Origin of the sequence: Burkholderia sp. Bp9099 (assembly GCF_003857805.1) — a bacterium.
Classification (GTDB): domain Bacteria; phylum Pseudomonadota; class Gammaproteobacteria; order Burkholderiales; family Burkholderiaceae; genus Burkholderia.
Map to the genome: position 1 here is coordinate 139,762 of NZ_QTPU01000019.1, position 23,848 is coordinate 163,609.

At 67.2% G+C, this 23,848-nt stretch carries 26 protein-coding genes and 1 pseudogene; 13 read left to right on the top strand and 14 right to left on the bottom strand.

Going from position 1 to position 23,848, the window contains the following annotated elements:
- Nucleotides 1-124: 124 nt before the first annotated feature.
- Complete coding sequence (locus DIE17_RS37515; RefSeq protein ID WP_185500387.1) at nucleotides 125-265, bottom strand: hypothetical protein; 141 nt, start codon at nucleotides 263-265, stop codon at nucleotides 125-127.
- 178 nt (nucleotides 266-443) lie between these two features.
- Between DIE17_RS37515 and DIE17_RS22845 the strand changes: the two genes are divergently transcribed.
- Both DIE17_RS22845 and DIE17_RS22850 read left to right on the top strand, forming a co-directional pair.
- Nucleotides 444-1,151: an ArsR/SmtB family transcription factor gene (locus DIE17_RS22845; RefSeq protein ID WP_124487479.1), complete on the top strand. Its 708-nt coding sequence runs from the start codon at nucleotides 444-446 to the stop codon at nucleotides 1,149-1,151.
- A gap of 162 nt (nucleotides 1,152-1,313) precedes the next feature.
- Entirely contained in the window at nucleotides 1,314-3,860 is a 2,547-nt protein-coding gene (locus DIE17_RS22850) for a DUF6600 domain-containing protein (RefSeq protein WP_124487480.1), read from the top strand.
- Nucleotides 3,861-3,963: 103 nt separating this feature from the next.
- On the opposite strand, the gene DIE17_RS22855 is transcribed toward DIE17_RS22850, so the two are convergent.
- Nucleotides 3,964-4,935 carry a thymidylate synthase gene (locus DIE17_RS22855; protein WP_044844804.1) on the bottom strand — a complete coding sequence of 324 codons (972 nt, stop codon included), beginning with the start codon at nucleotides 4,933-4,935 and terminating at the stop codon, nucleotides 3,964-3,966.
- Nucleotides 4,936-4,977: 42 nt separating this feature from the next.
- Nucleotides 4,978-6,375: a sigma-54 dependent transcriptional regulator gene (locus DIE17_RS22860; protein ID WP_124487481.1), complete on the bottom strand. Its 1,398-nt coding sequence runs from the start codon at nucleotides 6,373-6,375 to the stop codon at nucleotides 4,978-4,980.
- On the opposite strand from DIE17_RS22860, the gene DIE17_RS37520 reads away from it, so the two are divergent.
- From DIE17_RS37520 to DIE17_RS22870, 3 genes are all read left to right on the top strand, one after another.
- On the top strand, nucleotides 6,355-6,753 hold the full coding sequence (locus DIE17_RS37520; protein ID WP_185500389.1) for a hypothetical protein: 399 nt from the start codon (nucleotides 6,355-6,357) through the stop codon (nucleotides 6,751-6,753). The two genes, DIE17_RS22860 and DIE17_RS37520, sit on opposite strands and share 21 nt — an antisense overlap.
- 123 nt (nucleotides 6,754-6,876) lie before the next feature.
- Nucleotides 6,877-7,203: a hypothetical protein gene (locus tag DIE17_RS22865; RefSeq protein ID WP_124487482.1), complete on the top strand. Its 327-nt coding sequence runs from the start codon at nucleotides 6,877-6,879 to the stop codon at nucleotides 7,201-7,203.
- A 255-nt stretch (nucleotides 7,204-7,458) separates the two neighbouring features.
- Nucleotides 7,459-7,959, top strand: coding sequence for a dihydrofolate reductase (locus DIE17_RS22870; RefSeq protein WP_044844807.1), 501 nt, complete (start codon nucleotides 7,459-7,461; stop codon nucleotides 7,957-7,959).
- 90 nt (nucleotides 7,960-8,049) lie between these two features.
- On the opposite strand, the gene pmbA is transcribed toward DIE17_RS22870, so the two are convergent.
- A complete protein-coding gene (gene pmbA / locus DIE17_RS22875; RefSeq protein ID WP_044844808.1) occupies nucleotides 8,050-9,420 on the bottom strand; it encodes a metalloprotease PmbA in 1,371 nt (456 codons plus the stop codon).
- A 128-nt stretch (nucleotides 9,421-9,548) separates the two neighbouring features.
- Here pmbA and yjgA point away from each other — a divergent pair, with 128 nt between their 5' ends.
- Nucleotides 9,549-10,154: a ribosome biogenesis factor YjgA gene (yjgA, locus tag DIE17_RS22880; protein ID WP_311766332.1), complete on the top strand. Its 606-nt coding sequence runs from the start codon at nucleotides 9,549-9,551 to the stop codon at nucleotides 10,152-10,154.
- Complete coding sequence (gene mog / locus DIE17_RS22885) at nucleotides 10,138-10,755, top strand: molybdopterin adenylyltransferase (RefSeq protein WP_124487483.1); 618 nt, start codon at nucleotides 10,138-10,140, stop codon at nucleotides 10,753-10,755. The genes yjgA and mog overlap by 17 nt, the downstream gene beginning before the upstream one ends.
- A 16-nt stretch (nucleotides 10,756-10,771) precedes the next feature.
- Here the strand turns inward: mog and orn are convergent, their stop codons facing one another.
- Nucleotides 10,772-11,392: an oligoribonuclease gene (gene orn / locus DIE17_RS22890; RefSeq protein WP_124487484.1), complete on the bottom strand. Its 621-nt coding sequence runs from the start codon at nucleotides 11,390-11,392 to the stop codon at nucleotides 10,772-10,774.
- A 117-nt stretch (nucleotides 11,393-11,509) separates the two neighbouring features.
- Here orn and DIE17_RS22895 point away from each other — a divergent pair, with 117 nt between their 5' ends.
- Genes DIE17_RS22895 through DIE17_RS22905 form a run of 3 tightly spaced genes read left to right on the top strand, consistent with a single transcriptional unit; the run spans nucleotide 11,510 to nucleotide 14,082 of the window.
- Nucleotides 11,510-12,769: a M48 family metallopeptidase gene (locus DIE17_RS22895; RefSeq protein ID WP_124487485.1), complete on the top strand. Its 1,260-nt coding sequence runs from the start codon at nucleotides 11,510-11,512 to the stop codon at nucleotides 12,767-12,769.
- Nucleotides 12,766-13,707, top strand: a complete 942-nt coding sequence (gene rsgA / locus DIE17_RS22900; RefSeq protein ID WP_040143718.1) for a ribosome small subunit-dependent GTPase A — start codon at nucleotides 12,766-12,768, stop codon at nucleotides 13,705-13,707. The genes DIE17_RS22895 and rsgA overlap by 4 nt, the downstream gene beginning before the upstream one ends.
- 57 nt (nucleotides 13,708-13,764) lie before the next feature.
- Nucleotides 13,765-14,082 carry a putative signal transducing protein gene (locus tag DIE17_RS22905; protein WP_044844812.1) on the top strand — a complete coding sequence of 106 codons (318 nt, stop codon included), beginning with the start codon at nucleotides 13,765-13,767 and terminating at the stop codon, nucleotides 14,080-14,082.
- 75 nt (nucleotides 14,083-14,157) lie between these two features.
- Here DIE17_RS22905 and DIE17_RS22910 read toward each other — a convergent pair whose 3' ends face one another.
- From DIE17_RS22910 to rpsP, 6 genes are all read right to left on the bottom strand, one after another.
- Entirely contained in the window at nucleotides 14,158-15,096 is a 939-nt protein-coding gene (locus DIE17_RS22910; RefSeq protein WP_044844813.1) for a CobD/CbiB family protein, read from the bottom strand.
- 119 nt (nucleotides 15,097-15,215) lie between these two features.
- Nucleotides 15,216-15,902, bottom strand: coding sequence for a CoA pyrophosphatase (locus tag DIE17_RS22915; protein WP_124487487.1), 687 nt, complete (start codon nucleotides 15,900-15,902; stop codon nucleotides 15,216-15,218).
- Between the two features lie 87 nt (nucleotides 15,903-15,989).
- Nucleotides 15,990-16,382 (bottom strand): 50S ribosomal protein L19, encoded by a 393-nt coding sequence (rplS, locus tag DIE17_RS22920; protein WP_006486838.1) that lies wholly within the window; start codon nucleotides 16,380-16,382, stop codon nucleotides 15,990-15,992.
- A gap of 133 nt (nucleotides 16,383-16,515) precedes the next feature.
- Nucleotides 16,516-17,310 (bottom strand): tRNA (guanosine(37)-N1)-methyltransferase TrmD, encoded by a 795-nt coding sequence (gene trmD / locus DIE17_RS22925; RefSeq protein WP_124487488.1) that lies wholly within the window; start codon nucleotides 17,308-17,310, stop codon nucleotides 16,516-16,518.
- On the bottom strand, nucleotides 17,310-17,987 hold the full coding sequence (rimM, locus tag DIE17_RS22930; RefSeq protein ID WP_124487489.1) for a ribosome maturation factor RimM: 678 nt from the start codon (nucleotides 17,985-17,987) through the stop codon (nucleotides 17,310-17,312). Before rimM ends, trmD begins: the two co-directional genes overlap by 1 nt.
- A 42-nt stretch (nucleotides 17,988-18,029) precedes the next feature.
- Complete coding sequence (gene rpsP / locus DIE17_RS22935; protein ID WP_006476550.1) at nucleotides 18,030-18,284, bottom strand: 30S ribosomal protein S16; 255 nt, start codon at nucleotides 18,282-18,284, stop codon at nucleotides 18,030-18,032.
- A gap of 153 nt (nucleotides 18,285-18,437) precedes the next feature.
- On the opposite strand from rpsP, the gene DIE17_RS22940 reads away from it, so the two are divergent.
- A complete protein-coding gene (locus DIE17_RS22940; protein ID WP_124487490.1) occupies nucleotides 18,438-19,577 on the top strand; it encodes a sorbosone dehydrogenase family protein in 1,140 nt (379 codons plus the stop codon).
- A gap of 111 nt (nucleotides 19,578-19,688) precedes the next feature.
- Nucleotides 19,689-20,156 (top strand): NINE protein, encoded by a 468-nt coding sequence (locus DIE17_RS22945; protein WP_044844818.1) that lies wholly within the window; start codon nucleotides 19,689-19,691, stop codon nucleotides 20,154-20,156.
- A gap of 18 nt (nucleotides 20,157-20,174) precedes the next feature.
- On the opposite strand, the gene DIE17_RS22950 is transcribed toward DIE17_RS22945, so the two are convergent.
- Together DIE17_RS22950 and DIE17_RS22955 are read right to left on the bottom strand one after the other, a co-directional pair.
- On the bottom strand, nucleotides 20,175-21,353 hold the full coding sequence (locus DIE17_RS22950) for a PA0069 family radical SAM protein (protein WP_124487491.1): 1,179 nt from the start codon (nucleotides 21,351-21,353) through the stop codon (nucleotides 20,175-20,177).
- 91 nt (nucleotides 21,354-21,444) lie between these two features.
- On the bottom strand, nucleotides 21,445-21,933 hold the full coding sequence (locus tag DIE17_RS22955; protein ID WP_044844820.1) for an Lrp/AsnC ligand binding domain-containing protein: 489 nt from the start codon (nucleotides 21,931-21,933) through the stop codon (nucleotides 21,445-21,447).
- Between the two features lie 145 nt (nucleotides 21,934-22,078).
- Here DIE17_RS22955 and DIE17_RS22960 point away from each other — a divergent pair, with 145 nt between their 5' ends.
- A complete protein-coding gene (locus DIE17_RS22960; RefSeq protein ID WP_124487492.1) occupies nucleotides 22,079-23,365 on the top strand; it encodes a D-amino acid dehydrogenase in 1,287 nt (428 codons plus the stop codon).
- Nucleotides 23,366-23,689: 324 nt separating this feature from the next.
- Here the strand turns inward: DIE17_RS22960 and DIE17_RS22965 are convergent.
- A pseudogene (locus DIE17_RS22965) lies at nucleotides 23,690-23,848 on the bottom strand (electron transfer flavoprotein subunit alpha/FixB family protein); the annotation flags it as partial.

Sequence of the window (23,848 nt, forward strand, 5' to 3'; positions counted from 1 at the left end):
AGGCGGCGGGGGTACGGCACTCGGCGCATTATACGTTGCACTGCGGCAACACGTCGCAGCGCCCGCCGCACGGCCGGCCGCGGCCGTGCGCCGAACCGGCATCGGCACTGGCGATCGACGTCCGTCAGCGGCGCACCGTGATGCCCTGATCGATCGTCCCGTACATCTCGAGGCTGCCGCCCCGCTCGCCGGCGGCGCCTGCACCGCCCTGCGCACAGGCCGCGCAAAGGAACGCGGCGGCCAACAGGCAGAAAATCGTCTTCATCGTTGCATCGTGTCGCATCCGGCGGCCCACTGCCGCCGCGTCCGGCCATTCTACGCGTGCGCGGCCGGCGACCGCGGGTCGCGCACCGCCCCGCCGCATCCGACATTTCACCCGAACACGAAACATCGAATGTGCGCAGCACCTACACTGCAGTCATTCCGCCTGACGAGACACGACGATGACCGATCAAGACGACCACCACTTTCCGGGCCTGAGCCGAATCGGAGCCCTGATCGCCGATCCGGGGCGCGCCGCGATGCTGTGGGTGCTGATGGACGGCAGCGCGCGGCCGGCCGGCGAACTGACGATGATCGCGGGGCTGTCGCCGTCCGCGGCGAGCGCGCACCTCGCGCGCCTGACCGAAGGCGGCCTGCTCGCGCTCGACGTGCGCGGCCGGCACCACTACTACCGGCTCGCGTCGGCCGACATCGCGGCGTCGCTCGAGGCGCTCGCGAACGTGGCCCGCGCGGCCGCGCCGAACCGTCCGGTGCCGCCGCCGTCGCGCGCGGTGCCGGCCGAACTGCGCTACGCGCGCACCTGCTACGACCACATGGCCGGCGAACTCGCGGTCCGCATCTTCGACGGGCTCACCGCACGCGGCTGGCTGCAGGCGGACGGCGACGCGATCGAAGCCACCGAGCTCGGCACCCGGGCGCTCGCGCACTGGGGCATCGACGTCGCGCAGCAGCGCATGCGCCGCCGCCGCTTCGCATGCGGCTGCCTCGACTGGAGCGAGCGCCGCCCCCATCTCGGCGGCGCGCTCGGCGCGGCACTGCTCGACAGCTTCTGCGCCCACGGCTGGATCGAGCGCACCGCACGGCCGCGCGTGCTGCGCGTCACCGTGCCCGGACAGCAGGTTTTCGACGACTGGCTTACGTCCGCTTGACGCGTACATTGCGACGGGACGACAACGGCGCGCGATGGACAGGTTTTGTTACATCGCGTGCCATCCGACTTACAAAACACCGAGCACTGAAACAGGCCGAGCGGATATCGTGAATTCAACGGCACGAATCGACGCGCCGCGATAACGACGAAGACGCTCATCATGGCTTCCCTGTTCACGCTCAAGCGAACCGCCCGCTGCACGCTGCTCGCGTTCGCCGCGCTGGCGACCGTGCCCACCGCATTCGCGCAAACGACCGAGGCCGCCGCGTATGCGGCCGCCGCCCGGCAGTCGGGCGGCGATCCGCCGAGCCGCGTCGCGCGGCTCAACTACAAGTCGGGTGCCGTGACGACGGAGCCCGCCGGCACCGATACGTGGTCGTACGCCGCCGTGAACCGGCCGCTGACGACCGGCGACCAGTTGTGGAACGATGCCGGCGCGCGCTCGGAACTGCACATCGGCTCGACCGCGGTGCGACTCGGCGAATCGACGAGCCTGTCGGTGCTCAACCTCGACGACACCACGACGCAGCTGAAGGTCGGGCTCGGCACCGTATCGACGCACGTGCGCGATCTGCCGTCCGGCGGGTCGTACGAAATCGACACGCCCAATCTCGCGCTCGGCATCTCGGGCCCGGGCGACTTTCGCGTCGACGTCGCGCCGAATGGCGCAAGCACGACGGTCACCGTGCGCAGCGGCAGCGCGACCGTCTACGGCAGCAACGGGCAGTATCCGCTGTCGCCCGGACAGCAGGTCGTGTTCACCGGCACCGACCTGCAGGTCGCGCAGCAATCGGCCGCGCCGGCTCTCGATGCGCTCGACCAGTGGGCCGCCGGCCGCGATGCGGCCGAGCAGCGCTCGGTGTCGGCCCGCTACGTATCGCGCGACGTGCCCGGCTATCAGGATCTCGACGCGAACGGCACGTGGCGCGAAACCCCGAATTACGGCGAGGTCTGGGTGCCGAACGACACGCCCGCCGACTGGGCGCCGTATCACGACGGTCACTGGATCTGGCAGGCGCCGTGGGGCTGGACCTGGGTCGACGATGCGCCGTGGGGCTTCGCGCCGTATCACTACGGCCGCTGGGCCTATGTCGACGACAGCTGGGCGTGGGTGCCCGGCCCGATGGTCGTCAGCCAGCCGCCCGTCTACGCGCCGGCGCTCGTCGCCTTCGTGGGCGGCGGCGGCGGTCCAGACTGGAGCGTCGCGCTGACGGTCGGCGGCGTCGCGGCGGCCGGCTGCGCATGGTTCGCACTCGGTCCGGGCGAACCCTGGCATCCCGGCTGGGGCGGCTGGAGCCCGCATTACTACGATCGCGTAAACCGGAACATCGTGGTCAACAACGTGACGGTCAACAAGACCGTGAACGTGACGAACATCACCAACATCACGAACATCACGAACATCAACAAGACGTACGTGAATTTCCGCGCGCCGCATGCGATCACGGCCGTGCCGGCGTCCGCGTTCGTGCACGGCCAGCCGGTCGCGCACTTCGCGCAACGCGTCGATCCGCAGCAGTGGCGCAACGCGCACGTGATGCCGGGCACGCCCGGCATTGCGCCGGTACGCCAGAGCTTGACCGGCGGACTGCGCACGGCCAGCTACCGTCCGCCGGCGGCGCTCGGACAGCACACGTTCGTCGCGACGCGCAATCCGGCCGTGCCGGCCGCCTATCGTGACCAGGCGGCCGCGCATCTCGCCCGGCAGGGCCAGCACGTGCCGGGTGCAGGCGCACCGGTCGCGAGGACGAGCGTGCCGGCCGACTACCAGGCGCGCCCCGTCCGCGTTCCGGGCAACCCGAAAGCCGGTGCGTGGGCGATGCGCAACGTGCAGCTCGTGAATCCGCACGGTCCCGTCGTGCAACCGGCGCACGCACCACGCGACGGCCAGCCGGCACCGGCCCAGGTCGCGCGGCCTGGTGCGCCGATGCCGGTCGTGGCGAACGGCGCACGACCGATGAACGGCGAAGCCCCCAATGCGCCGCGCTTCGCCAACGGTGCGATGCCGCAGGCGCCGGGCCATCCGGCTCCGCATCAGGCGTTGAGTCCCGGAAATGGCGTCCCGCATCCGCCGGCGGCCGCCAACGAGCCGGCCGGGCGCGACAACACGCATGCGGCCGCGGCGCCCGCGCCCGCGTGGATGCAGCCGCACACGCCGATGGAGCGTCAGCGCCCGACGCCGCCGACGGCACTCCACGCAGCCGGACAGAACGCGCTGCCGCCCGTGCGCAGCGCGGCGCCGGTCCCGCATCCGGAAGCCACGCCCGGTACGCAGCCCGGCCGTCGGCAGGAAACGCCGCGCGCGTTGCCGCAACCGCGACTCGACATGACCGCGCAGATTCCGCAGCAGAGTCCGCGCCCCGATTTCGCGGCACCGGCCCAGCATGCGCAGCCGCGGCCCGAGCGGACCGCTCCGGCACCGCAACCGCGCCCCGAATTCGCGCAACCGGCACCGCGCCGCGAAGTCGCGCCGGCGCACGTGAACGAGTACCGTCCGCCCGCGCCCGCCGTGCATGACATGCCGCGACCGCAGCCGCAGGCCCCGCGCATGGAGCCGCGGCCGTCGATGCCCGCGCCGCACATGGAACCGCGGCCGTCCATGCCCGCGCCGCGCATGGAACCGCGGCCGCAACCGGCGCCGCACGTCGAGGCGCCGCACCCGGGCAATCCGCCGCCCGGCGGCCACGACGAGCGGCGCCACCAGTAACCCGACCGCTGAAACGGCAAGGCCCGACCCGGCGAGTGCCGGTCGGGCCTTCTTCATGCTGCCTGGCGCGGGTCGCCTCACCCGCCGCCGTCGCAGGCCGGGCTCAGACCGCCATCGGCGCGGTCAGCGGCTCATGGTGACGGTAGCCGACAAGCGAGAAATCCGACGGCTCGATCTGCTCGAGCCATTCGGGCGCATAAACACCGGTCTTCGCATAGTCCGGCACGCGCTCGGCAATTTCGAGCCGCGGGCTGTCGTACGGCTCGCGCGTGAGCTGCTGCTGCAGCATGTCGAGCTGGTTCTCGTAGATGTGCGCGTCACCGATGAAGTACGTGAACCAGCGCGGCGTGTAGCCCGTCAGCCGGCCGACGAGCGACAGCAGCGCGGCCCCTTCCGTCAGGTTGAACGGCGTGCCGAGCCCGACATCGTTGCTGCGGATGTACAGGCACAGCGAAATCTCGCGCTTCGTGACGTTCGGCAGGAACTGGTACAGCAGATGGCATGCGGGCAGCGCGATCTGGTCGAGTACGGCCGGATTCCATGCGTGAAACAGGATGCGGCGGTCGGCCGGGTTCTCCATGATCGTGTCGAGACACTGGCGCAGCTGGTCGATTGCCTTGTACAGCAGCACCTTCGGCACCCCGTCCTCGTCGAAGCGCGTGACGATCCGGAAACCGCGGCGCGTCGCGTCGGCGATCTGCGCCTCGGCGCCCGCGTCGAGCACCTTGTAGCCGGGCCACTGGCGCCATTGCACGCCGTACACGTCACCCAGATCGTCGACGCCCTGGCGGTACGGGTTCGCGAGCCACTGTGCGTTGTCGTTCGCGTTCGCGTCCCACACCTTGCAGCCGAGCGCGCGGAAATCGGCCGCGCTGCGCGATGCGCGCAGGAAACCGACCAGTTCGCCGATCGCGGACTTGAACGCGAGCTTCTTGGTCGTGACCGCCGGGAAACCTTGCTGCAGGTCGAACCGCAGCATCGCACCGGGCATGCTGATGGTGCGGATGCCCGTGCGGTTCTCCTGCCAGGTGCCGGTGTCGAGGATGGTGCGAACGAGGTCGAGGTACTGTTTCATGCGGGTTCCTTCGGCCGCGAGGGCGACCGTTACCCGCCAATTCTAGCAAGCGTGATGCTGAACCTCCGGCAACGGTGCCGAAAACCCGCCCAGCGGGTCGCCGCGATCGCGCATGCCATGCGCGCACATCAGCCGGTACAGCGTGACGCGCGACACGCCCAGTTCGCGCGCCGCGTCGGCAAACCGGCCGCGGTGACGCAGCAGCGCCTGCTCGATCACCTGCCGTTCGGCCGCTTCGCGCGCCTCGGTGAGCGAGACGGGCGCCAGTACCGCGAATTCGTTGAGTTCGAGATCGGCCGCGGTAATCATCCGGCCCTCCGACATCACGATCGCGCGGCGCACGCGATTGATCAGCTCGCGCACGTTGCCCGGCCACGAATAGCCGTACAGCGCGGCGATCGCGTCCGGCGAGAAGCCGCGCAGGCGGCGATGCGCATCCCCCTTGAAACGCTCGAGCATGTGGCGCGCCAGCAGTTCGATATCCTTGCCGCGTGCGCGCAGCGGCGGCTCCTCGATCTTCAACACGCACAGCCGATGAAACAGGTCCTCGCGGAACCGCCCTTCGCGCAGCGCCGCTTCCATGTCCACGTGCGTCGCACAGATCACGCGCACGTCGACCGGCACCGATACATGCGCGCCGAGCCGTTCGATCTTGCCTTCCTGCAGGAACCGCAGCAGGCTCGCCTGGCTCTCGAGCGGCAGGTCGCCGATCTCGTCGAGAAACAGCGTGCCGCCGTTCGCGGCCTCGACCCTGCCGATCTTGCGCTGGTTCGCGCCCGTAAACGCGCCGCGCTCATAGCCGAACAGTTCGGCCTGGAGCAGCGTCGACGGAATCGCACCGCAATTGATCGCGACGAACGGCGCTTGCGCGCGCGCCGAGCGCTCGTGGATCGCCACGGCCGTCAGTTCCTTGCCGGTACCCGATTCGCCGGAGATGAACACCGGCGCATCGGTCGTCGCCACGCGCCGGATCGTCCTGAACAGCCCGAGTATCGCGTCGCAGGTGCCGACCATCTCGCCTTCGGCGCGTCCGGCACCGACGGGTGCGGCTACCGGCTCGGTCAGCGCGATCATGCCGTGCGCGTGGCCGATGGTCTCGACGATGCGCGCCGCCTCGTACGGCATCGTGACGTAGTCGAAGCAATAGTCACGAATGAGATGCCGCAGCGTCGCGTCCTGCAATTGGCCGCGCCGGGTCGCCGCGATCCAGCCGATGTGCTGGATGCTCAGACACGCTTCGAGTTCGCGCAAATCCGCGGGCCGAAAACCCGGCGAGAAATCGAGCAGGCCGGCCGTTGCCACGCCGTGCTGCACGACACGCCGCACGTCGCGTGCGCTTTCCGCAAGATCGACGCGCCACCCGCATTCGTCGAAATGCCCGCGCAACGCGTCGTTCGGCTCGCGCGAGAAGTAGATCACATGCCGCTGCTCGGCTCCCATATGCTCACCCCGTTCATCAACCGTCTAACGATTGCCGTACACGCCAAGTCGCGTGCAAAAGGATCGAACCGGGTCAGCCGAAGCGGCTCGATTCGCCATGCCGATGCGCGGCGACGACAGGCCTCGCATGATGGCGCTCATCTCGCGTCCAGTTATTTTTTTGATCAAGACAGCTTAGTTATAGGCGCCGAATACGACAAACCGATTGCAGCGCGGATGAGCGAACGGTCGAATCGCTCAGTGGTCGACGTTGATCAATCGTCTGCACATAGAAACGCGCAGCGACGCGTACCTGCATCGACACACGCGCAAATTTTCATCCTTGACGCGTATCGATTGAATCCGCAGTATTCCCGAGCCCCCTCGTTTCACGCCTGAAACATTTCCCGGCGTTTTCGATCGCAAGTCACGACGCTTCCCCGCAAATCGCAGACGCGGCAATGCGCTTCGCCCGATGGCATGCATTTCGCTGAACGCGTAACGGATCGGGAGAAGGCGGCCATGCGAACAGTTTTTTTGCAGTCTTGTGTGCAGATGACGATTGCATTCGCACTCGCCTGCCACTTCATGCCGGCACGCTCGGAAGAAAGCACGAGGCCCGAACGCGCGATGCCGCTTGCCGATAACGCGCCGCGCATGCAACAGGACCACCGCTTCCGCATCATGCCCGTCGCCGCGCCGCGAGCGCGTTCGTCAGACAAGTCGTCGGTGACGCTGTGGGACGAGCTCGTCCCGCCGGCCCGGCTGCCGATACCGATTCCTGTGGCGCTCCCCGGCAACGCGCAGCATGCGATGGAAGGAACCGCAGGGAACCGCATGCATCAATAATCCGCACATGACTCCATCATGCTGCCTAATCGATGAGGATTGCAGAATAAAATGAACGGCGCAGGTCGTTTCCTGCAGCGTCGACTTCGCGACGCGAACCGTTTTTTGTGTCCGTCCCCCGGCGGGCACTCTTTTTATTCAGGACATCACGGAGCAAACGCCGCACCTACGCCCGCGCATCCGCCCCGGCGCGGTCTCGCGCCGCCATTCCGGTAGAATCGGCGCCATTCCGGTTCTCCTCTTCCCCCGATCTTCATGACGACGTTGACCCTGATCGTCGCGCGCGCCCGCAACGGCATCATCGGCCGCGACAACCAGTTGCCCTGGAAACTTCCCGAGGACCTCGCGTTCTTCAAGCGCACGACGATGGGCGCGCCGATCGTGATGGGCCGCAAGACCCACGAGTCGATCGGCCGGCCGTTGCCGGGCCGCCGCAATATCGTCGTCACGCGCGACGCAGCGCGCCGCTTCGACGGCTGCGACACGGTCACGTCGCTCGCCGACGCGCTCGCGCTCGCCGCGCGCGACGGCGCGCCCGAAGCATTCCTGATCGGCGGCGCACAACTCTATGCGGAAGGCCTCGCGCTCGCCGACAAGCTGGTCGTCACCGAGATCGATGCCGACTTCGACGGCGATGCGTCGTTCCCGGCGCCCGATCCCGCGCACTGGCGCGAAGTCTCGCGCGACCCGCACCAGGCCGCCACGCCCAATACGTTCGGCTATGCGTTCGTCGTGTACGAGCGCAAGCGCGGCTGACACTCGGCACGCGGCACGCGACAAAAAAGCCCGACCGGCTCATGAACGCCGGTCGGGCTTTTCGTTTCCTGGCGGCCGATGCCGCGCCGCTTACTGCCCGGCGATCGTCATCTGCTCGATCAGCACCGAGCCCGTTTCCTTCGTACCGCGCACGATCGAATCCGCGCCGATCGCGACGATATGCCGGAACATCTCCTGCAGCGTGCTCGCGACGGTGATTTCCTCGACCGGATACTGGATCACGCCGTTCTCGACCCAGAAGCCGGCCGCGCCGCGTGAATAGTCGCCGGTCACGTAGTTCACGCCCTGTCCCATCAGCTCGGTCAGCAGCAGGCCCGTGCCGAGCTTCTTCAGCATCGCGTCGAAATCGTCGCCCGGCTGCGTGTTCGAGCTGCGCAGCGCGAGGTTGTGCGAGCCGCCCGCGTTGCCGGTGGTCTGCGTGCCGAGCTTGCGCGCCGAATAGGTCGACAGGAAGTAACCTTCGACGACACCGTCGTTGACGACGCTGCGCGCACGCGTGCGCACGCCTTCCTCGTCGAACGGCGCGCTGCCCATCGCGCGCGGCACGTGCGGATCCTCGACGACCTGCACGTGCGGTGCGAACACCGGCTTGCCGAGGCTGTCGACGAGGAACGACGTCTTGCGGTACAGCGCGCCGCCGCTGACGGCCTGCACGAATGCGCCGAGCAGGCCGGCCGCGAGCGGTGCCTCGAACAGCACGGGCACCTTGCGGGTGTCGAGACGGCGCGCGCCCATCCGCGCCAGCGCACGCTCGGCTGCATAGCGCCCGACGGCTTCCGGCGCCGCGAGATCGACCGCGCTGCGCTTCGACGAATACCAGTCGTCGCGCTGCATGTGGCGGCCGGTGCCCGCGATCGGCGCGCACGCGATGTAGTGGCGCGAGTACGGGTAGCCGGCGAGGAAACCGCGCGACGTCGCGAGCACGAACTGCGAATGCTGCGCCGACACGCTCGCGCCTTCCGAGTTGCGGATCTGCGGGCTGACCGCGAACGCGGCGTCCTCCGCGCGGCGGGCGAGCTCGACGGCCTCGTCGGCCGTCAGCGCCCACGGGTGATAGAGGTCGAGGTCGCGCGGGTCGGTTTCGAGCAGTTCGGCCTCGGCGAGGCCGGCCGCGTCGTCCTCGGCCGTGAAGCGCGCGATGTTGTACGCGGCGGCGACGGTATCCTTGATCGCGGCCGGCGAGAAATCCGACGTGCTCGCGTTGCCGCGCTTCTTGCCGATGAACACCGTCACGCCGACCATCTTGTCGCGGTTGTGTTCGATCGTCTCGACCTCGCCGCGGCGTACCGACACCGACAGGCCGTCGCCTTCGGAGATTTCGGTCGCGGCGTCCGTCGCGCCGAGCGCCTTCGCATGGCGAAGGATGTCCGAGGCAATTTCTTTGAGCTGGTCCTGCGTGTGCGGGAAATAGCGCGCTTGTACGTCGAGATTGGCTGCCATCGTCGTGATATCCGGTGGCGGGCGATCCGCCCGCATGGTCAAAATGTTGCGTATCCCGCGATCATAGCAAGGTCCGGGGCCATATACCGACAAGCTTGGGGCGTCCGCGCCGCGATACAATGCCGCCCATGACACGCAAAACCCGAATCCAGCCGATCGAGCACGCCGACGACGACGCCGGCAATGGCTACGATCGCCCCAGCAAATCCCAGTTGAAACGCGAGATGCACGCGCTGCAGGAGCTCGGCCAGGCCCTGGTCGACCTGCCGAAGGACGCGCTCAAGCGCATGCCGATGCCCGAGGACCTCGCGGACGCCGTGCGCGAGGCACGCCGGATCACCGACCACGAAGGCAAGCGCCGCCAGCTCCAGTACGTCGGCCGCGTGATGCGCTCGCTGACCGACGACGAAACGGCTGCGCTGCGCACCGCGCTCGACGCCCAGCGAGGCGTGAACAAGGCCGCGACCGCCCGCCTGCACTGGATCGAGCGCACGCGCGAACAGCTGCTCGCGAACGACGACGCGCTGACCGAGTTCCTCCGCCAGCACCCCGAAGCCGACATCCAGGAAGGCCGCACGCTGATCCGCAACGCGCGCAAGGAAGCGCAGCAAGGCAAGCCGCCGCGCTATTTCCGCGAGCTGTTCCAGTGGATCAAGACCGCGAGCGGCACCGACGAGGCGGAGGCAGACGAAGCGCCGGACGACGCCGGAGACGACCATGACGACGAAGCGTAACCACCCGGACGAACTCGTGGTCGGCCTCGTGTCAATCAGCGACCGCGCCAGCACGGGCATCTACGAGGACAAGGGCATCCCGGCACTCCAGGAATGGCTCGCCGGCGCGCTGCGCTCGCCATGGCGCGCCGAAACCCGGCTGATCCAGGACGACGCGCCGACGATCTCCGCCACGCTGGCCGAACTCGTCGACGTCGCCGGCTGCGATCTGGTGCTGACGACGGGCGGCACCGGCCCGGCGCGGCGCGACGTGACGCCGGAAGCCACGCTGGCCGTGGCGACGAAGGAAATGCCTGGATTCGGCGAACAGATGCGGCAGATCAGCCTGAATTTCGTGCCGACCGCGATCCTGTCGCGGCAGGTCGCGGTGATTCGCGAGACGGCCGACCACGCGGCGCTGATCATCAACCTGCCCGGCCAGCCGAAGTCGATCCGGGAAACGCTCGAAGGGCTGCGCGACGCCGACGGCAAGTCGACCGTGCCCGGCATCTTCGCGGCGGTGCCCTACTGCATCGACCTGATCGGCGGCCCGTACATCGAGACCGACGCCGCGGTGGTCGCGGCGTTCCGGCCGAAGAGCGCGCAGCGCGCGCCACGCTGAGCGCGTGCCGGCCCGCTCAGGCGGCCGGCGCGGACTCGCCTGCCGGCGCCGACGCGGCCGGAATCAGGAAATGCTCGCGGTAGTACTTCAGTTCGTCGATCGACTCGTGGATGTCCGCGAGCGCCGTGTGCATCGCACGCTTCTGGAAGCCCTTGTAGATCGCCGGCTGCCAGCGGCGGCACAGCTCCTTGAGCGTGCTGACGTCCAGGTTGCGGTAGTGGAAGAATCGTTCGAATTCCGGCATCCAGCGCGCCATGAAGCGGCGATCCTGGCAGATCGAGTTGCCGCACATCGGCGACTTGCCGGGCGACACGTACTGCGAGAGGAACGCCTGCAACTGCGCGGCGGCGTCCGCCTCGGTCACGGTCGACGCGCGCACGCGGTCGATCAGCCCCGAACGGCCGTGCGTCGACTTGTTCCAGTCGTCCATCTTCGCGAGCGTTTCGTCGCTCTGGTGGATCGCGAACACGGGGCCTTCCACCGCGATGTCGAGCGTCGAGTTGGTCACGACGACCGCGATTTCGATGATGCGGTCGTTATCCGGGTCGAGGCCGGTCATCTCCATGTCGAGCCAGACGAGGTTCAACTCGTTGCGCACGAGCGCGGACTGGCTGGCGGAAGCGGCGGTATCGGTCATGAGTCATCCTGGAAAATGGCGGACGGCGCATGGCGCCGCCCGGGCGGCCGGCATCGCGTGAGCGGGCCCGGTCCGCAAGAACATATAATTCTCGCATAGAACCCTTTGGCGCCTTCGATGTCACCCTTTTCGTTCACCCTGCTGTTCGCGATCGCCGTGCTCGCGATGGTCGTCACCAAGCTGTGGCTCGCGTCGCGGCAGATCCGCTTCGTCGCCGCACATCGCAACAGCGTGCCCGCGCAGTTCAGCGCCACCATTCCATTGACTGCCCATCAGCGTGCGGCCGACTACACGGTCGAGCGCACCCGGCTGGCGATGTTCGAGATCGTCGTCAGCGCGGCCGTGCTGGTCGGCCTCACGCTGCTGGGTGGCGTCGGCGCCCTCGACACGCTGCTGACGGGCTGGTTCGGCCGCGGCTACGGGCAGCAGGTCGCGCTCGTCGCCGCCGTGCTCGCGATCACGAGCGTGATCGACGTGCCGTTCGAGTATTACCGCCAGTTCGGGATCGAGCAGCGGTTCGGCTTCAACCGGATGACCAAGCGCCTGTTCTTCACCGACATGCTGAAGAACACGCTGCTCGGCGCCGTGCTCGGCCTGCCGCTGCTGTTCGTCGTGCTGTGGCTGATGAACCAGGCCGGCAGCCTGTGGTGGCTGTGGACCTGGATCGTCTGGGTCGCGTTCCAGATGCTCGTGCTGCTGATCTATCCGACCTTCATCGCGCCGATCTTCAACAAGTTCGAACCGCTGAAGGACGAAGCGCTGCGCACGCGCATCGAGTTGCTGATGAAACGGTGCGGCTTCGCGGCGAAGGGCCTGTTCGTGATGGACGGCAGCCGCCGTTCCGCGCACGGCAACGCGTACTTCACGGGCTTCGGCGCATCGAAGCGGATCGTGTTCTTCGACACGCTGCTCGCGCGGCTGACGGGCCAGGAAATCGAGGCCGTGCTCGCGCACGAGCTCGGCCACTTCAAGCGCCGCCACGTGATGAAGCGGATGCTCGTGTCGTTCGTGCTGAGCCTCGTGCTGCTCGCGCTGCTCGGCTGGCTCGCGCAGCGCACCTGGTTCTATACGGGGCTCGGCGTCACGCCGTCGCTCGACACGAGCAACGCGGGCGCCGCGCTCGTGCTGTTCTTCCTCGCGATCCCCGTGTTCCTGTTCTTTGCAACTCCGTTCAGCAGCCTGACGTCGCGCAAGCACGAATTCGAGGCCGACGCGTTCGCGGCCAGCCAGACCGACGCGCACGATCTCGTCAGCGCGCTCGTGAAGCTTTATGAGGACAACGCGTCGACGCTCACGCCGGACCCCGTCTACACGGCCTTCTACTACTCGCATCCGCCCGCGTCGCAGCGGATCGACCGCCTGATGCAGCACGCATGAGCCGGCCGACCTCCCGCAAGCCGGCCCCGCGCGCGTCGGGCGCGCCGCGTGTCGAAGGCCGCGTGATCGCGGCGCACGGCCGCCACTACATCGTCGCGCCCGACGACGGCGGCCCGATGCTGCAGTGCTTCCCGCGCGGCAAGAAAAGCGAGATCGCGGTCGGCGACCGCGTCGTATACGAGCAGGCGTCGGCCGACCAGGGCGTGATCGTCGAGATCGGCGAGCGGCGCAACCTGCTGTACCGCTCCGACCAGTTCAAGTCGAAGCTGTTCGCGGCCAACCTCGACCAGCTGCTGATCGTGCTCGCGACCGAGCCCTATTTCAGCGAGGACCTGCTCGGTCGCGCACTGATCGCAGCCGAAGCGAACGAACTGAAGCCGCTCGTCGTGCTGAACAAGATCGACGTCGAGGCCGCGCTGCCGGTCGCCCGCGAGCGCCTCGCGCCCTACCGCGCGCTCGGCTACGACGTGCTCGAGCTGTCGGTGAAGGGCGCGCCCGACGATGCGCGTGCGCAGCTGATGCCGCATCTGGCCGGCCATTCGACCATCCTGCTCGGCCAGTCCGGAATGGGCAAGTCGACGCTCGTGAACCTGCTCGTGCCCGATGCCGAGGCCGCGACCCGCGAAATCTCGGCCGCGCTCAACAGCGGCCGCCACACGACGACGTTCACGCGCCTCTACCCGCTCGACGGCGGCGGCGCGCTGATCGATTCGCCGGGTTTCCAGGAATTCGGCCTCTACCACCTGACGGAAGGCCGCCTCGAGCGCGCGTTCCCGGAATTCCGCCCGCTGCTCGCGGACTGCCGTTTCTATAATTGCCATCATCTGCACGAGCCGGGCTGCGCGATTCTCGAGGCCGTCGCCGACGGCCGAATTGCACCGTCGCGGCATGCGCTTTACGCACAGCTCGTGCACGAGGCAAGCCAGATCGTCCGCTGACCGCGGCGGGCAGAAGACGGCCGGTGCCCCGCCCGGCCTTCACCGACAGGAGCCGCGATGCGTTTCAAGGCCCCCGATCTCGCCACCGCGCAGCATTGGGCGAACGTGCTGCAGGTGGCCGGCATCGGCTGCGAGTTGCACAACTGCTACGCGACCGGTGCGCTCGGCGGCCTGCCCGCCGACGCGTGCACGCCCGAGCTGTGGCTCGACGACGAGCGCGACGATGCGCTCGCGCGGCGGCTTCTCGATGCCGCGTCGCACGGCCCGTCGGCCGGCGCCGCGCCGTGGCGCTGCCGTCAGTGCGGCGAGGCGCTCGAGGCCCAGTTCACCGCCTGCTGGCAATGTGGCGCCATACGCGATCCGCTCGACGACTGAGCGAATGGGTCACACACAGCAAAAAGGCCGGCATGAAGCCGGCCTTTTCGTTTCGTCGCGCACTGCGCTGCCGCGTCACGATACCCAGACGGCCAGCGTCAGCATCAACAGCAGGATCATCCACAGGATCACGGCGCGCCACACCAGGCCGACTGCGGACTGCAGCGTGCGCGGCGTGCAATCGTCACCGACCGTCAACGGACCGCTGTCGCCAACCGCCAGCGCGTCGAGGCTCGATGGTTCCGCGAGCGGCCCCGCGAGGCGCGCGCCGAGCGCGCCGCTACCGGCCGCGAGCAGCACGCCGTCGTTCGGGTCGGGCCACTGGCGCGTGTGATTGCGCCACGCGTAGATCGCGTCCTCGAAGTTGCCGACGATCGCGAAACCGAGCGCGGTCAGCCGCGACGGAATCCAGTCGATCACGAAGAACGCGCGCTGCGCGAACGTCGAGAACGCGGCCGTGCGATCGTCGCCCGGCGTCGACCAGCTGCGCGCGAGATATTCGGAGATGCGGTACAGCACGGCGCCGGCCGGACCGATCGGCAGCACGTACCAGAAGAACACGCCGAACACGTGACGATGCGACGCAACGACCGCATGAATCAGCGTATGACGGACGATTTCGCCGACCGGCATGTCGACCGTGTCGAGGCCCGTCCACTCGTGCAGGATTTCACGCGCGCGCGGCACGTCGTCGTTGTTGAGCGCGAGATGGATATCGGTGAAGTAGTGGCTGAACTGGCGAAAACCGAGCGTGAAATACACGACGGCGACGTTCCAGATGAACGCCAGCACGAAGCTCACCTTGTACAGCAGGAAGTAGATCAGCGCGACGATCAACACCCACGGCAGCACGACCGCGAGCCATGCGAGCACGCCATGCTTTTGCTTGCCGGCGTCGAGGCCATGCGCGACGGTTTCCGCGTGAAACTGGAACAGCGCGAACACCGGATTGCTCGGCGACAACGCGCGGACCTGTTCGATGATGAGAGCGAGGAGAACCGAAAAGAAAGTCATGCGTGCGCCGTCTTCGGAGTTATGTCATTTTTTGCATAACGATAGCACAGCGTAAGCGACGCATGGCTGACGATGCGATCGCCCGGCGGCCGGCCGCGCGCGCCGCACAGCGCGGGAAGTCAGCCGGCTGCCAAAAAGCGGTAGAGATTGCGCAACATGCCGGCAGTTGCGCCCCAGATGAAGTAATGCCCGGCTGATTCGCCACTGGGATAGGGCATCGCAAAAAAACGACGCTCGCCGCCTTCCCAGCGGAACACGCGCACCTGGTGGTTCGCGGGGCTCATCAGGAACGCGAGCGGCACCTCGAAAATCTCGGCGACTTCGAACGTGTCGGCCTGCACGGTGAACGGCGGATGCACGAGCGCCACGACGGGCGTCACGCAGAAACCGGTCCCCGTCAGGTAGTCGGGCAGCGCACCGAGAATCTCCACCGGCTCGGCGGCCAGTCCGATTTCTTCCTTCGCCTCGCGCAACGCGGTTGCCGTCGCATCGCGATCGAACGGCTCGCGACGGCCGCCGGGGAAGCTGATCTGCCCGGCATGGTCGTTCAGGTGATCGGCGCGCTGGGTCAGCAGCACGGTGAGGCCGCTCTCGCGAACGACGAGCGGGATGAGGACGGCGGCGCTGCGCGGGTCGACGCCCTCCTGCAGCCGCGCCTCGCCGGGCTCGACGCTCCATTCGAGCGTGCGCGCAAAACGCGCGCGCAGCCCGGGCGGCGTCATCAGGCGGGACTCGATGGACGGCAGGCCCGCGCCGGTGCCTTCAACCGGCAGCACTTCGGGATCAATGATGGGGCGGCGATTCAATGGGGCTCTCGTGTTCGTGACATAACGAGCATATTGTCGCGCCAGAATGAAAAAAGCACCCGGGTGGGTGCTTTTTCCTTACAGCTCTTACTCTTGGGAAGCTGCTGCGGCGCGATCCTTCGACACCAGCTTTTCCTTGATACGAGCCGACTTGCCCGAACGCTCGCGCAGGTAGTACAGCTTCGCACGACGCACATCACCGCGACGCTTCACGACGATGCTCGCCAGCAGCGGCGAGTACGTCTGGAACGTACGCTCGACGCCTTCGCCCGACGAGATCTTGCGGACGATGAAGTTCGAGTTCAGGCCGCGGTTGCGAATCGCGATCACGACGCCTTCGTAAGCCTGAACGCGCTTGCGGTTACCTTCAACCACGTTCACGTTCACGATCACCGTGTCGCCCGGGGCGAAATCGGGGATCGTCTTGCCGGCGAGCGCGCGCTCGATCTCTTCCTGCTCAAGTTTTGCGATCAGATTCATTACTGACTCCTTATGCCATCTTGTCGGCGTTTGCACCCGCCCGTTTCCAGGCCTGGCCCCGATAGAGGATGGATTCACATCAGGCACCGCACACACATGCACGGCACCGCCATTTCCCGTCCGCGACGCCGCCTCAAGAGGCGTTCTTCGCTTCGCGTGCGAGGTTCGCAAGCCACGCCTCGTCGGCACGACTCAGCAACTTCTCGCGGCGCGCCCGGACGATCAGGTCCGGCCGCTTCCGCAACGTATTCTTCAATGCTTCCTGCCGCCGCCACTTCTCGATCTCGGCATGATGCCCGCCGAGCAGCACGTCCGGCACGCGCATTCCCTCGTATTCCTCGGGGCGCGTGTAATGCGGGCAATCGAGCAGCCCGTCGGCGAAGCTGTCCTGCACGGCCGACTGCGCATCGTTCAGCACGCCGGGCAACAGGCGCACGACGGCATCCATCATCGCCATCGCCGGCAGTTCGCCGCCGGACAGAACGAAATCGCCGAGGCTGATTTCCTCGTCGACACAACGGTCGAGCAGACGCTGATCGATCGCCTCGTAGCGACCGCACAGCACGATGACACCAGGCTCCTGCGCCATCCGCACCGCACGTTCATGCGTGAACGGCGCACCTTGTGGCGACATCATCACCACCCGCGTGCTCGCGACGCCCTGCTCCGCCTGCGCGGCTTTCGCAGCACCGATCGCGGCCTCGAGCGGCCTGGCCAGCATCACCATGCCCGGACCGCCGCCGTACGGACGATCGTCGACCGTGCGGTAGTTGTCCGTCGTGAAATCACGCGGATTCCAGGTGCGCAGCCCGAAGCGCTCCTGCTTCACGGCCCGGCTGGTGATTCCCCAGTCGGTCAGCGCGCGGAACATTTCGGGAAAGAGCGTGACGACGTCGAACTGCACCGCGCTCTCCGTAACCTGGTTCATTAGTAATCGGCTTCCCAGTCGACGACGATGCGACGTGCCGCCTGATCCACCGTCTTGACGTAGACGCCGACGAACGGAATCAGCCGCTCGTCGGTGGTCGGCCGACCATCCTTGCCGACTGCCGGATACTCGACGCGCATGATCGAATGCACGCCGTTGTCGATCATCCCGCTCACCGTCCCGAGCGCCACCGATTGCTCGTTGACGACCTCGAGGCCGATCAGGTCGACCCAATAGAATTCGTCCGCGGCCAATGCCGGGAAATCTTCCCGGCGCACGAACACGCGAAAGCCGCGCAAAGCCAGTGCGGCATCGCGGTCGCTGACACCCGCGGTATGCGCGACGACCGTGTCGCCGTGCGTCTTCGACTGCAGGATGCGGGCGGACAACCGCTCCCCACCCCGTTCCAGCCACCAGCGGCGCGCCGTGAGCAGCGCATCGCCGCCGCGACCGGCGTCGGCATGCGTCGCCACCTTGACCCAGCCTTTCAGGCCGTAGGCGTCGACCACTGCCCCGACCTCGACAGCATCGTCGGGCCAGGCTTGCACCGCTTCGAGACTGCCCTGCTCGGCAGCCGTACCGGCGCTCGCGACAGTGTCGCGCTCGACCGGCTTGCGGACGAATGCGCCAAACGACGCTCGCCCGCGCCTTGCGTTACCGGAATCGTGACCGGACATCAATGCTCCTTGCAGCCGGCACGACCGGCACACCGCGCCATGTTAGGCAGCCGGTTGCGCCTTTTGCGCTTCCTTCACGAGACGCTGGACGGTCGGCGACAGTTGCGCGCCAACGCCTTGCCAGTACGTCAGGCGGTCCTGAGCGATACGCAGCGATTCGCCCTTCGTGGCGACCGGGTTGTAGAAGCCGACGCGCTCGATGAAGCGGCCGTCACGACGGTTGCGCGAATCGGTAGCAACGATGTTGTAGAACGGGCGCTTCTTCGAGCCGCCGCGAGCCAGACGGATGATAACCATATGAAATCCTTCGGGAAAACCGGGTTCGAAACTACTGAAACGTGCGATTATAGCCGGAAACCAAAGCCACAACAAACACTTACGCGCAAAAATTCCGCAGACGCCCTGTTCGCCGGGCATACAATCGTCGCGTCCACGACGCTTCCCGCCGCCATGCCGCTATTTCGCGTCACCCCGACGCGCCGCGCGCAGCACCGCCTCGCAGGCTTGCTGACCGGCCTCGTCACCTGTTTCGCATCCGCCGCGGCTTGCGCCGCGCCACCGGTGGACGAACTCGTCGTGCCGCCCGGCTTCCATGTCGACGTGCTGACCAATGCCGTGCCGACCGCCCGCGAAATGGCGTGGTCGCCGCGCGGCATCCTGTATGTCGGCTCGCGGGAAGGCCGCGTGCATGCCTTCGTGATGCAAGAGGGCCGGATCACTGCCCGCCATGTGATCGCGTCGGGGCTCGACACGCCCGTCGGCGTCGCGTATCGCGATGGCGCACTCTATATCTCCGCCGTGTCGCGCATCCTGCGCCTCGACCACATCGACGACCGGCTCGCCGGGCCGCCCGCGCCGGCGGTCGTGACGGACGCGCTGCCGACCGATCATCATCACGGCTGGAAATTCATCGCGTTCGGCCCCGACGGCAAGCTCTACGTGCCGGTCGGCGCACCGTGCAACGTCTGCCTCGCCGATCGCAGCCGATACGCGATCATCGCACGCATGCACGCCGACGGCAGCAACCGCGAAGTATTTGCCCGCGGCGTGCGCAATACCGTCGGCTTCGCGTGGCACCCCGATTCGGGCGAGCTATGGTTCACCGACAACGGGCGCGACATGATGGGCGACGACGTGCCCGACGACAAGCTGAACCGTGCGCCGCGCGCGGGCCTCGATTTCGGCTTCCCGTACTGCCATGGCGGCGACACGCCCGACCCCGAATTCGGGAGTCCCGACGTGTGCCGGCGCTACGCGCCGCCCGCGCTGAAACTCGGCGCGCACGTCGCGGCGCTCGGCATGCGCTTCTATACGGGGCCGATGTTTCCGGCGTCGTATCGCAACAACATCTTCATTGCCGAGCACGGTTCGTGGAATCGCAGCACGAAGGTCGGCTACCGCGTGATGCGCGCTGTCGTGTCGGCCGACGGCAGTCATACGCGCCAGACGCCGTTCATCACGGGCTGGCTGCGCGCGGACGGCAGCGTGTGGGGACGCCCGGCCGACGTACTGCCGCTACCGGACGGCTCGCTGCTCGTCAGCGACGACTACGCGGGCGCCATCTACCGTGTCACCTATGCGGCACCTTGACGCAGCCGAGGGGTGACCGGGCCCGACCGGGCATCGTAGAATGCGTGCCGGGCCCGAGCGCCCTGCGCCGGCCTGCCGGCCGCCCATGCCACCGATAATCCGCCGCCACCCATGTCCAGCAGCACCGCATCGCCCCGCCGCTTCCGCTCCAAGACGCTCACCGCCGCCCTCGCGTTCCTGTTCGGTTCGCTCGGCGCGCACCGCTTCTACCTGTACGGCTTGCGCGACGTGTACGGCTGGGCGCACCTGCTCGCGACGATCGTCGGGATCCCGGGTTTCCTGCTGCTCGCCGCGACCCAGCGCAGTGCCGGCCTCGGCTGGTGGCTCGCCGTGCCGGGTGCGATCTCGCTGCTGGCCGCGTTCCTCGCCGCGCTCGTCTACGGCCTGCGCCCCGACGAGAAATGGGACGCGCAATTCAATGCCGACACGGGCAAGCACAGCCGGTCAGGCTGGACGGTGATCTTCATCGTGATCTTCTCGCTGCTGATTGGCGCGTTCCTGCTGATGACCGCGCTCGCGCTGTCGTTCCAGACGTATTTCGAGTCGCAAGTCGAAGCGGCGAAGCAAATCTCGCAGTAAGCTGCCGACGCGGGTCGGTCAGAACAGGCTCAACTGCACGTCGTCGCGCGAGTTCGCGCCAGTTGCGCCCGCCAACGCGCGCTGCGCGGCCGCCCCGGCCGCCGGCGCACCGCGAAACTGCGACAGATCCAGAACGCCGTTCCTGCGCTCGTTCAACCCAAGCCGCTTCACGGCCTGACGGAAACGCTGCCGCAACAGGTCGGCCCAGATCCCCTCGCCCTTCATCCGTTTCGAGAAATCCGAGTCGTAGTCCTTCCCGCCGCGCATGTCGCGCACGCGATTCATCACGCGCTCCGCTCGATCGGGGAAATGCGCGGAGAGCCAGTTCTTGAACAGTGGCGCGACCTCCCACGGCAGCCGCAGGATGATGTAGCTCGCGTGCGTCGCGCCGGCTTCCGCACAGGCTTCCAGCACACGCTCCATGTCCGGCTCGGTGACGAACGGGATCATCGGTGCAATGCTCACACCCACGGGCACGCCCGCGTCGCGCAGTGCGCGGATCGTACGCAGCCGGCGCGCCGGAGTCGCCGCACGCGGCTCGAGCGTGCGCGCGAGATCGGCGTCGAGCGTCGTGATCGTGACTGCGGCCATCACCTGCCCGCGCTCGGCCATCGGGGCCAACAGATCCAGATCGCGCTCGATCAGCGACGATTTCGTGATCGCGGCGAACGGCAGCCCGTAATCGTGCATCACCTGGATCACGCTACGCGTGATGCGCAGATCGCGCTCGACGGGCTGGTATGCATCGGTGTTGACGCCGAGCGCGATCGGCTCCGGCACGTAGCGCTTGCGCGAAATCTCGCGCTCGAGCAGTTCGGCCGCGTTGACCTTCGCGTAGATGCGACTCTCGAAATCGAGCCCCGGCGACAGGCCGAGATAGCTATGGGTCGGCCGTGCGAAGCAGTAGATGCAGCCATGCTCGCAGCCGCGATACGGATTGAGCGACACGCTGAACGGAATGTCCGGCGACTGGTTGTGCGTCAGGATGCTCTTTGCGCGCTCCTCGAACACCTGGGTGCGCAGCGGAGCAGGCAGATCGGCGTCGCCCGATTCGTGCGTCCAGCCGTCGTCGACCGCTTCGCGCAGCGCCGTTTCGTACCGCCCCTGGAGATTGTCGACCGCACCGCGCCCCTTGCGGGGCGCCGGCGGCGCTATCGGAAATTCGTTGTCGGACCGACCGTCCATGTGCTCACCCATTCGCCTGCACCCAATACTGTATATTTATACAGTATTGGGTGCAGCATGCCAAGGGTGAGATAGCGGAGCCGGCAGCGGGCCCCCGCCGCGCTCATTCGCCGACCGAAATCGTCAGCGTCTCCTTGATTTCCTCCATCACGACATAGCTCTTCGACTGCACCGCGCCGGGAAGTTGCAGCAGGATGTCGCCGAGCAGCTTGCGATAGTCGGCCATTTCGCCGATCCGCGCCTTGATCAGGTAGTCGAAGTCGCCGGACACGAGATGACATTCGAGCACCTCGTCGATCTTCATCACTTCGCGGCGGAACTGCTCGAACATGTTGCCGCCCTTGTGGCCGAGTGTGATCTCGACGAACACCAGCAGCGCGGCATCCAGCTGGTGAGGATCGACGCGTGCGTGGTAGCCGGTGATCACGCCGTCGCGCTCCATGCGCCGCACGCGCTCGATGCACGGCGTGACGGTCAGTCCGACCTGTTCCGCGAGGTCCTTCATCGCCATCCGGCCGTCGTCCTGGAGCAGTTTCAGGATGCGCCGGTCGAGCTTGTCGAGCGAGCGTACTGGCTGGCGTTGCGTTCTCATTTGTTTATGCTGAAAACCTGAAAAATACGATAACAAAACCTACACATTCGACAATACCATAGCGCAAAAAACTAGATCAGCTAGAGGTTACACGGAGACGCAGGTGCGCCCGGCCTCGACCTGATCCCTTCCATCTGGAGCAGCTATGCGAGTCGTCATTCTGGGCAGCGGTGTGGTGGGCGTGGCAAGCGCGTATTACCTCGCGCGCGCCGGTCATGAAGTCACGGTGATCGACCGGGAAGCCGGCCCGGCGCTCGAGACGAGCTTCGCAAACGCAGGTCAGATCTCGCCCGGCTATGCGGCGCCGTGGGCCGCGCCCGGCGTGCCGCTGAAGGCCGTCAAGTGGATGTTCGAGAAGCACGCGCCGCTCGCGATCCGCCTCGACGGCACGCGCTTCCAGCTCCAGTGGATGTGGCAGATGCTGCGCAACTGCACGGCCGAGCGCTATGCGGTCAACAAGGGCCGCATGGTCCGCCTCGCCGAATACAGCCGCGATTGCCTGCAGGCGCTGCGCGCCGACACGGGCATCGAGTACGAAGGGCGCACGGGCGGCACGCTGCAACTGTTCCGCACGCAACAGCAACTCGACGGCGCGGCGAAGGACATCGCGGTGCTGCAGGAAGCGAACGTGCCGTTCGAACTGCTGTCGCCGGCCGAACTGAAAAATGCCGAACCGGCGCTCGCCGCCGTGTCGCACAAGCTGACCGGCGGCCTGCGCCTGCCCGGCGACGAAACGGGCGACTGCCAGCTGTTCACGACGCGCCTCGCGGCGCTCGCGGAATCGCTCGGCGTGAAGTTCCGCTACAACACGCCGATCGACGCGCTCGCGATCGCGGGCGGCAAGATCGCCGGCGTGCAGTGCGGCAGCGAGACGGTGCGCGCGGATGCGTACGTCGTCGCGCTCGGCTCGTACTCGACCCGCTTCGTCTCGAACCTGATGAAGATTCCGGTCTATCCGCTGAAGGGCTATTCGATCACCGCGCCGATCGTCGATGAGGCGGCCGCACCCGTGTCGACGGTGCTCGACGAAACCTACAAGATCGCGATCACGCGTTTCGACCAGCGCATCCGTGTCGGCGGCATGGCGGAGATCGTCGGTTTCGACAAGAACCTGCGCGCAGCGCGCCGCGACACGCTGGAAATGTGCGTGAACGACCTGTTCCCGGGCGGCGGCGACACGTCGAAGGCAACCTTCTGGACGGGCCTGCGCCCGATGACGCCGGACGGCACGCCGATCGTCGGCCGCACGCCGGTCTCGAACCTGTTCCTGAACACCGGCCACGGCACGCTCGGCTGGACGATGTCGTGCGGATCGGGCCAGTTGCTCGCCGACCTGATCTCGGGCAAGAAGCCGGCGATCCAGGCCGACGACCTGTCGGTGCATCGCTACCTGAAGGACGTGGCCGGCCAGACGCGCCCGGCATACGCATAAGTCGGGACGGCCCGCGGCGACGCAGGCCGGTCGGTATCAGTGGAGAAGGCGCCCGTCAGGGCGCCTTTTTCGTTTCAGCGCATGCGATACCTGCTCGGAAAGGGGCTTGCGTCAACGCGCACGCGCGTTACCCCTTCGCTCCGGCGATCGATGCTTCGGTCCCATCTGCTCGCACAAAAACTGTTCCGTACGGCATGGTGCGATGGCGATGCGCTGCATCGAAGACAGATGCGTCCCCGCCCCTTCTGCCATTGCACAAAAAAAGGGGCGCTCATCGCGCCCCTTGTCGTACGACTTGCTGCCGAAGCATCAAGTCACGCAGCGTCAGCCCAGCTCGTTCACGAGCTCCGGCACGAGCGCGAACAGATCGCCGACGAGGCCGTAGTCGGCCACGCTGAAGATCGGCGCTTCCGGATCCTTGTTGATCGCGACGATCACCTTCGAATCCTTCATGCCGGCCAGATGCTGGATCGCACCCGAGAT

Coding starts and splice junctions, on each gene's coding strand:
- DIE17_RS22850 (WP_124487480.1), top strand. CDS start 1,314: ATGGCTTCCCTGTTCACGCTCAAGCGAACCGCCCGCTGCACGCTGCTC.
- pmbA (WP_044844808.1), bottom strand. CDS start 9,420: ATGGCAGCCAATCTCGACGTACAAGCGCGCTATTTCCCGCACACGCAG.
- rpsP (WP_006476550.1), bottom strand. CDS start 18,284: ATGGTTATCATCCGTCTGGCTCGCGGCGGCTCGAAGAAGCGCCCGTTC.
- trmD (WP_124487488.1), bottom strand. CDS start 17,310: ATGAACCAGGTTACGGAGAGCGCGGTGCAGTTCGACGTCGTCACGCTC.
- orn (WP_124487484.1), bottom strand. CDS start 11,392: ATGACCGATACCGCCGCTTCCGCCAGCCAGTCCGCGCTCGTGCGCAAC.
- rsgA (WP_040143718.1), top strand. CDS start 12,766: ATGAGCCGGCCGACCTCCCGCAAGCCGGCCCCGCGCGCGTCGGGCGCG.
- DIE17_RS22865 (WP_124487482.1), top strand. CDS start 6,877: ATGCGAACAGTTTTTTTGCAGTCTTGTGTGCAGATGACGATTGCATTC.
- rplS (WP_006486838.1), bottom strand. CDS start 16,382: ATGAATCTGATCGCAAAACTTGAGCAGGAAGAGATCGAGCGCGCGCTC.
- mog (WP_124487483.1), top strand. CDS start 10,138: ATGACGACGAAGCGTAACCACCCGGACGAACTCGTGGTCGGCCTCGTG.
- DIE17_RS22855 (WP_044844804.1), bottom strand. CDS start 4,935: ATGAAACAGTACCTCGACCTCGTTCGCACCATCCTCGACACCGGCACC.
- DIE17_RS22940 (WP_124487490.1), top strand. CDS start 18,438: ATGCCGCTATTTCGCGTCACCCCGACGCGCCGCGCGCAGCACCGCCTC.
- DIE17_RS22960 (WP_124487492.1), top strand. CDS start 22,079: ATGCGAGTCGTCATTCTGGGCAGCGGTGTGGTGGGCGTGGCAAGCGCG.
- DIE17_RS37515 (WP_185500387.1), bottom strand. CDS start 265: ATGAAGACGATTTTCTGCCTGTTGGCCGCCGCGTTCCTTTGCGCGGCC.
- DIE17_RS22910 (WP_044844813.1), bottom strand. CDS start 15,096: ATGACTTTCTTTTCGGTTCTCCTCGCTCTCATCATCGAACAGGTCCGC.
- DIE17_RS37520 (WP_185500389.1), top strand. CDS start 6,355: ATGCCGCTGCTCGGCTCCCATATGCTCACCCCGTTCATCAACCGTCTA.
- DIE17_RS22870 (WP_044844807.1), top strand. CDS start 7,459: ATGACGACGTTGACCCTGATCGTCGCGCGCGCCCGCAACGGCATCATC.
- DIE17_RS22955 (WP_044844820.1), bottom strand. CDS start 21,933: ATGAGAACGCAACGCCAGCCAGTACGCTCGCTCGACAAGCTCGACCGG.
- DIE17_RS22905 (WP_044844812.1), top strand. CDS start 13,765: ATGCGTTTCAAGGCCCCCGATCTCGCCACCGCGCAGCATTGGGCGAAC.
- DIE17_RS22950 (WP_124487491.1), bottom strand. CDS start 21,353: ATGGGTGAGCACATGGACGGTCGGTCCGACAACGAATTTCCGATAGCG.
- rimM (WP_124487489.1), bottom strand. CDS start 17,987: ATGTCCGGTCACGATTCCGGTAACGCAAGGCGCGGGCGAGCGTCGTTT.
- DIE17_RS22845 (WP_124487479.1), top strand. CDS start 444: ATGACCGATCAAGACGACCACCACTTTCCGGGCCTGAGCCGAATCGGA.
- DIE17_RS22945 (WP_044844818.1), top strand. CDS start 19,689: ATGTCCAGCAGCACCGCATCGCCCCGCCGCTTCCGCTCCAAGACGCTC.
- yjgA (WP_311766332.1), top strand. CDS start 9,549: ATGACACGCAAAACCCGAATCCAGCCGATCGAGCACGCCGACGACGAC.
- DIE17_RS22895 (WP_124487485.1), top strand. CDS start 11,510: ATGTCACCCTTTTCGTTCACCCTGCTGTTCGCGATCGCCGTGCTCGCG.
- DIE17_RS22860 (WP_124487481.1), bottom strand. CDS start 6,375: ATGGGAGCCGAGCAGCGGCATGTGATCTACTTCTCGCGCGAGCCGAAC.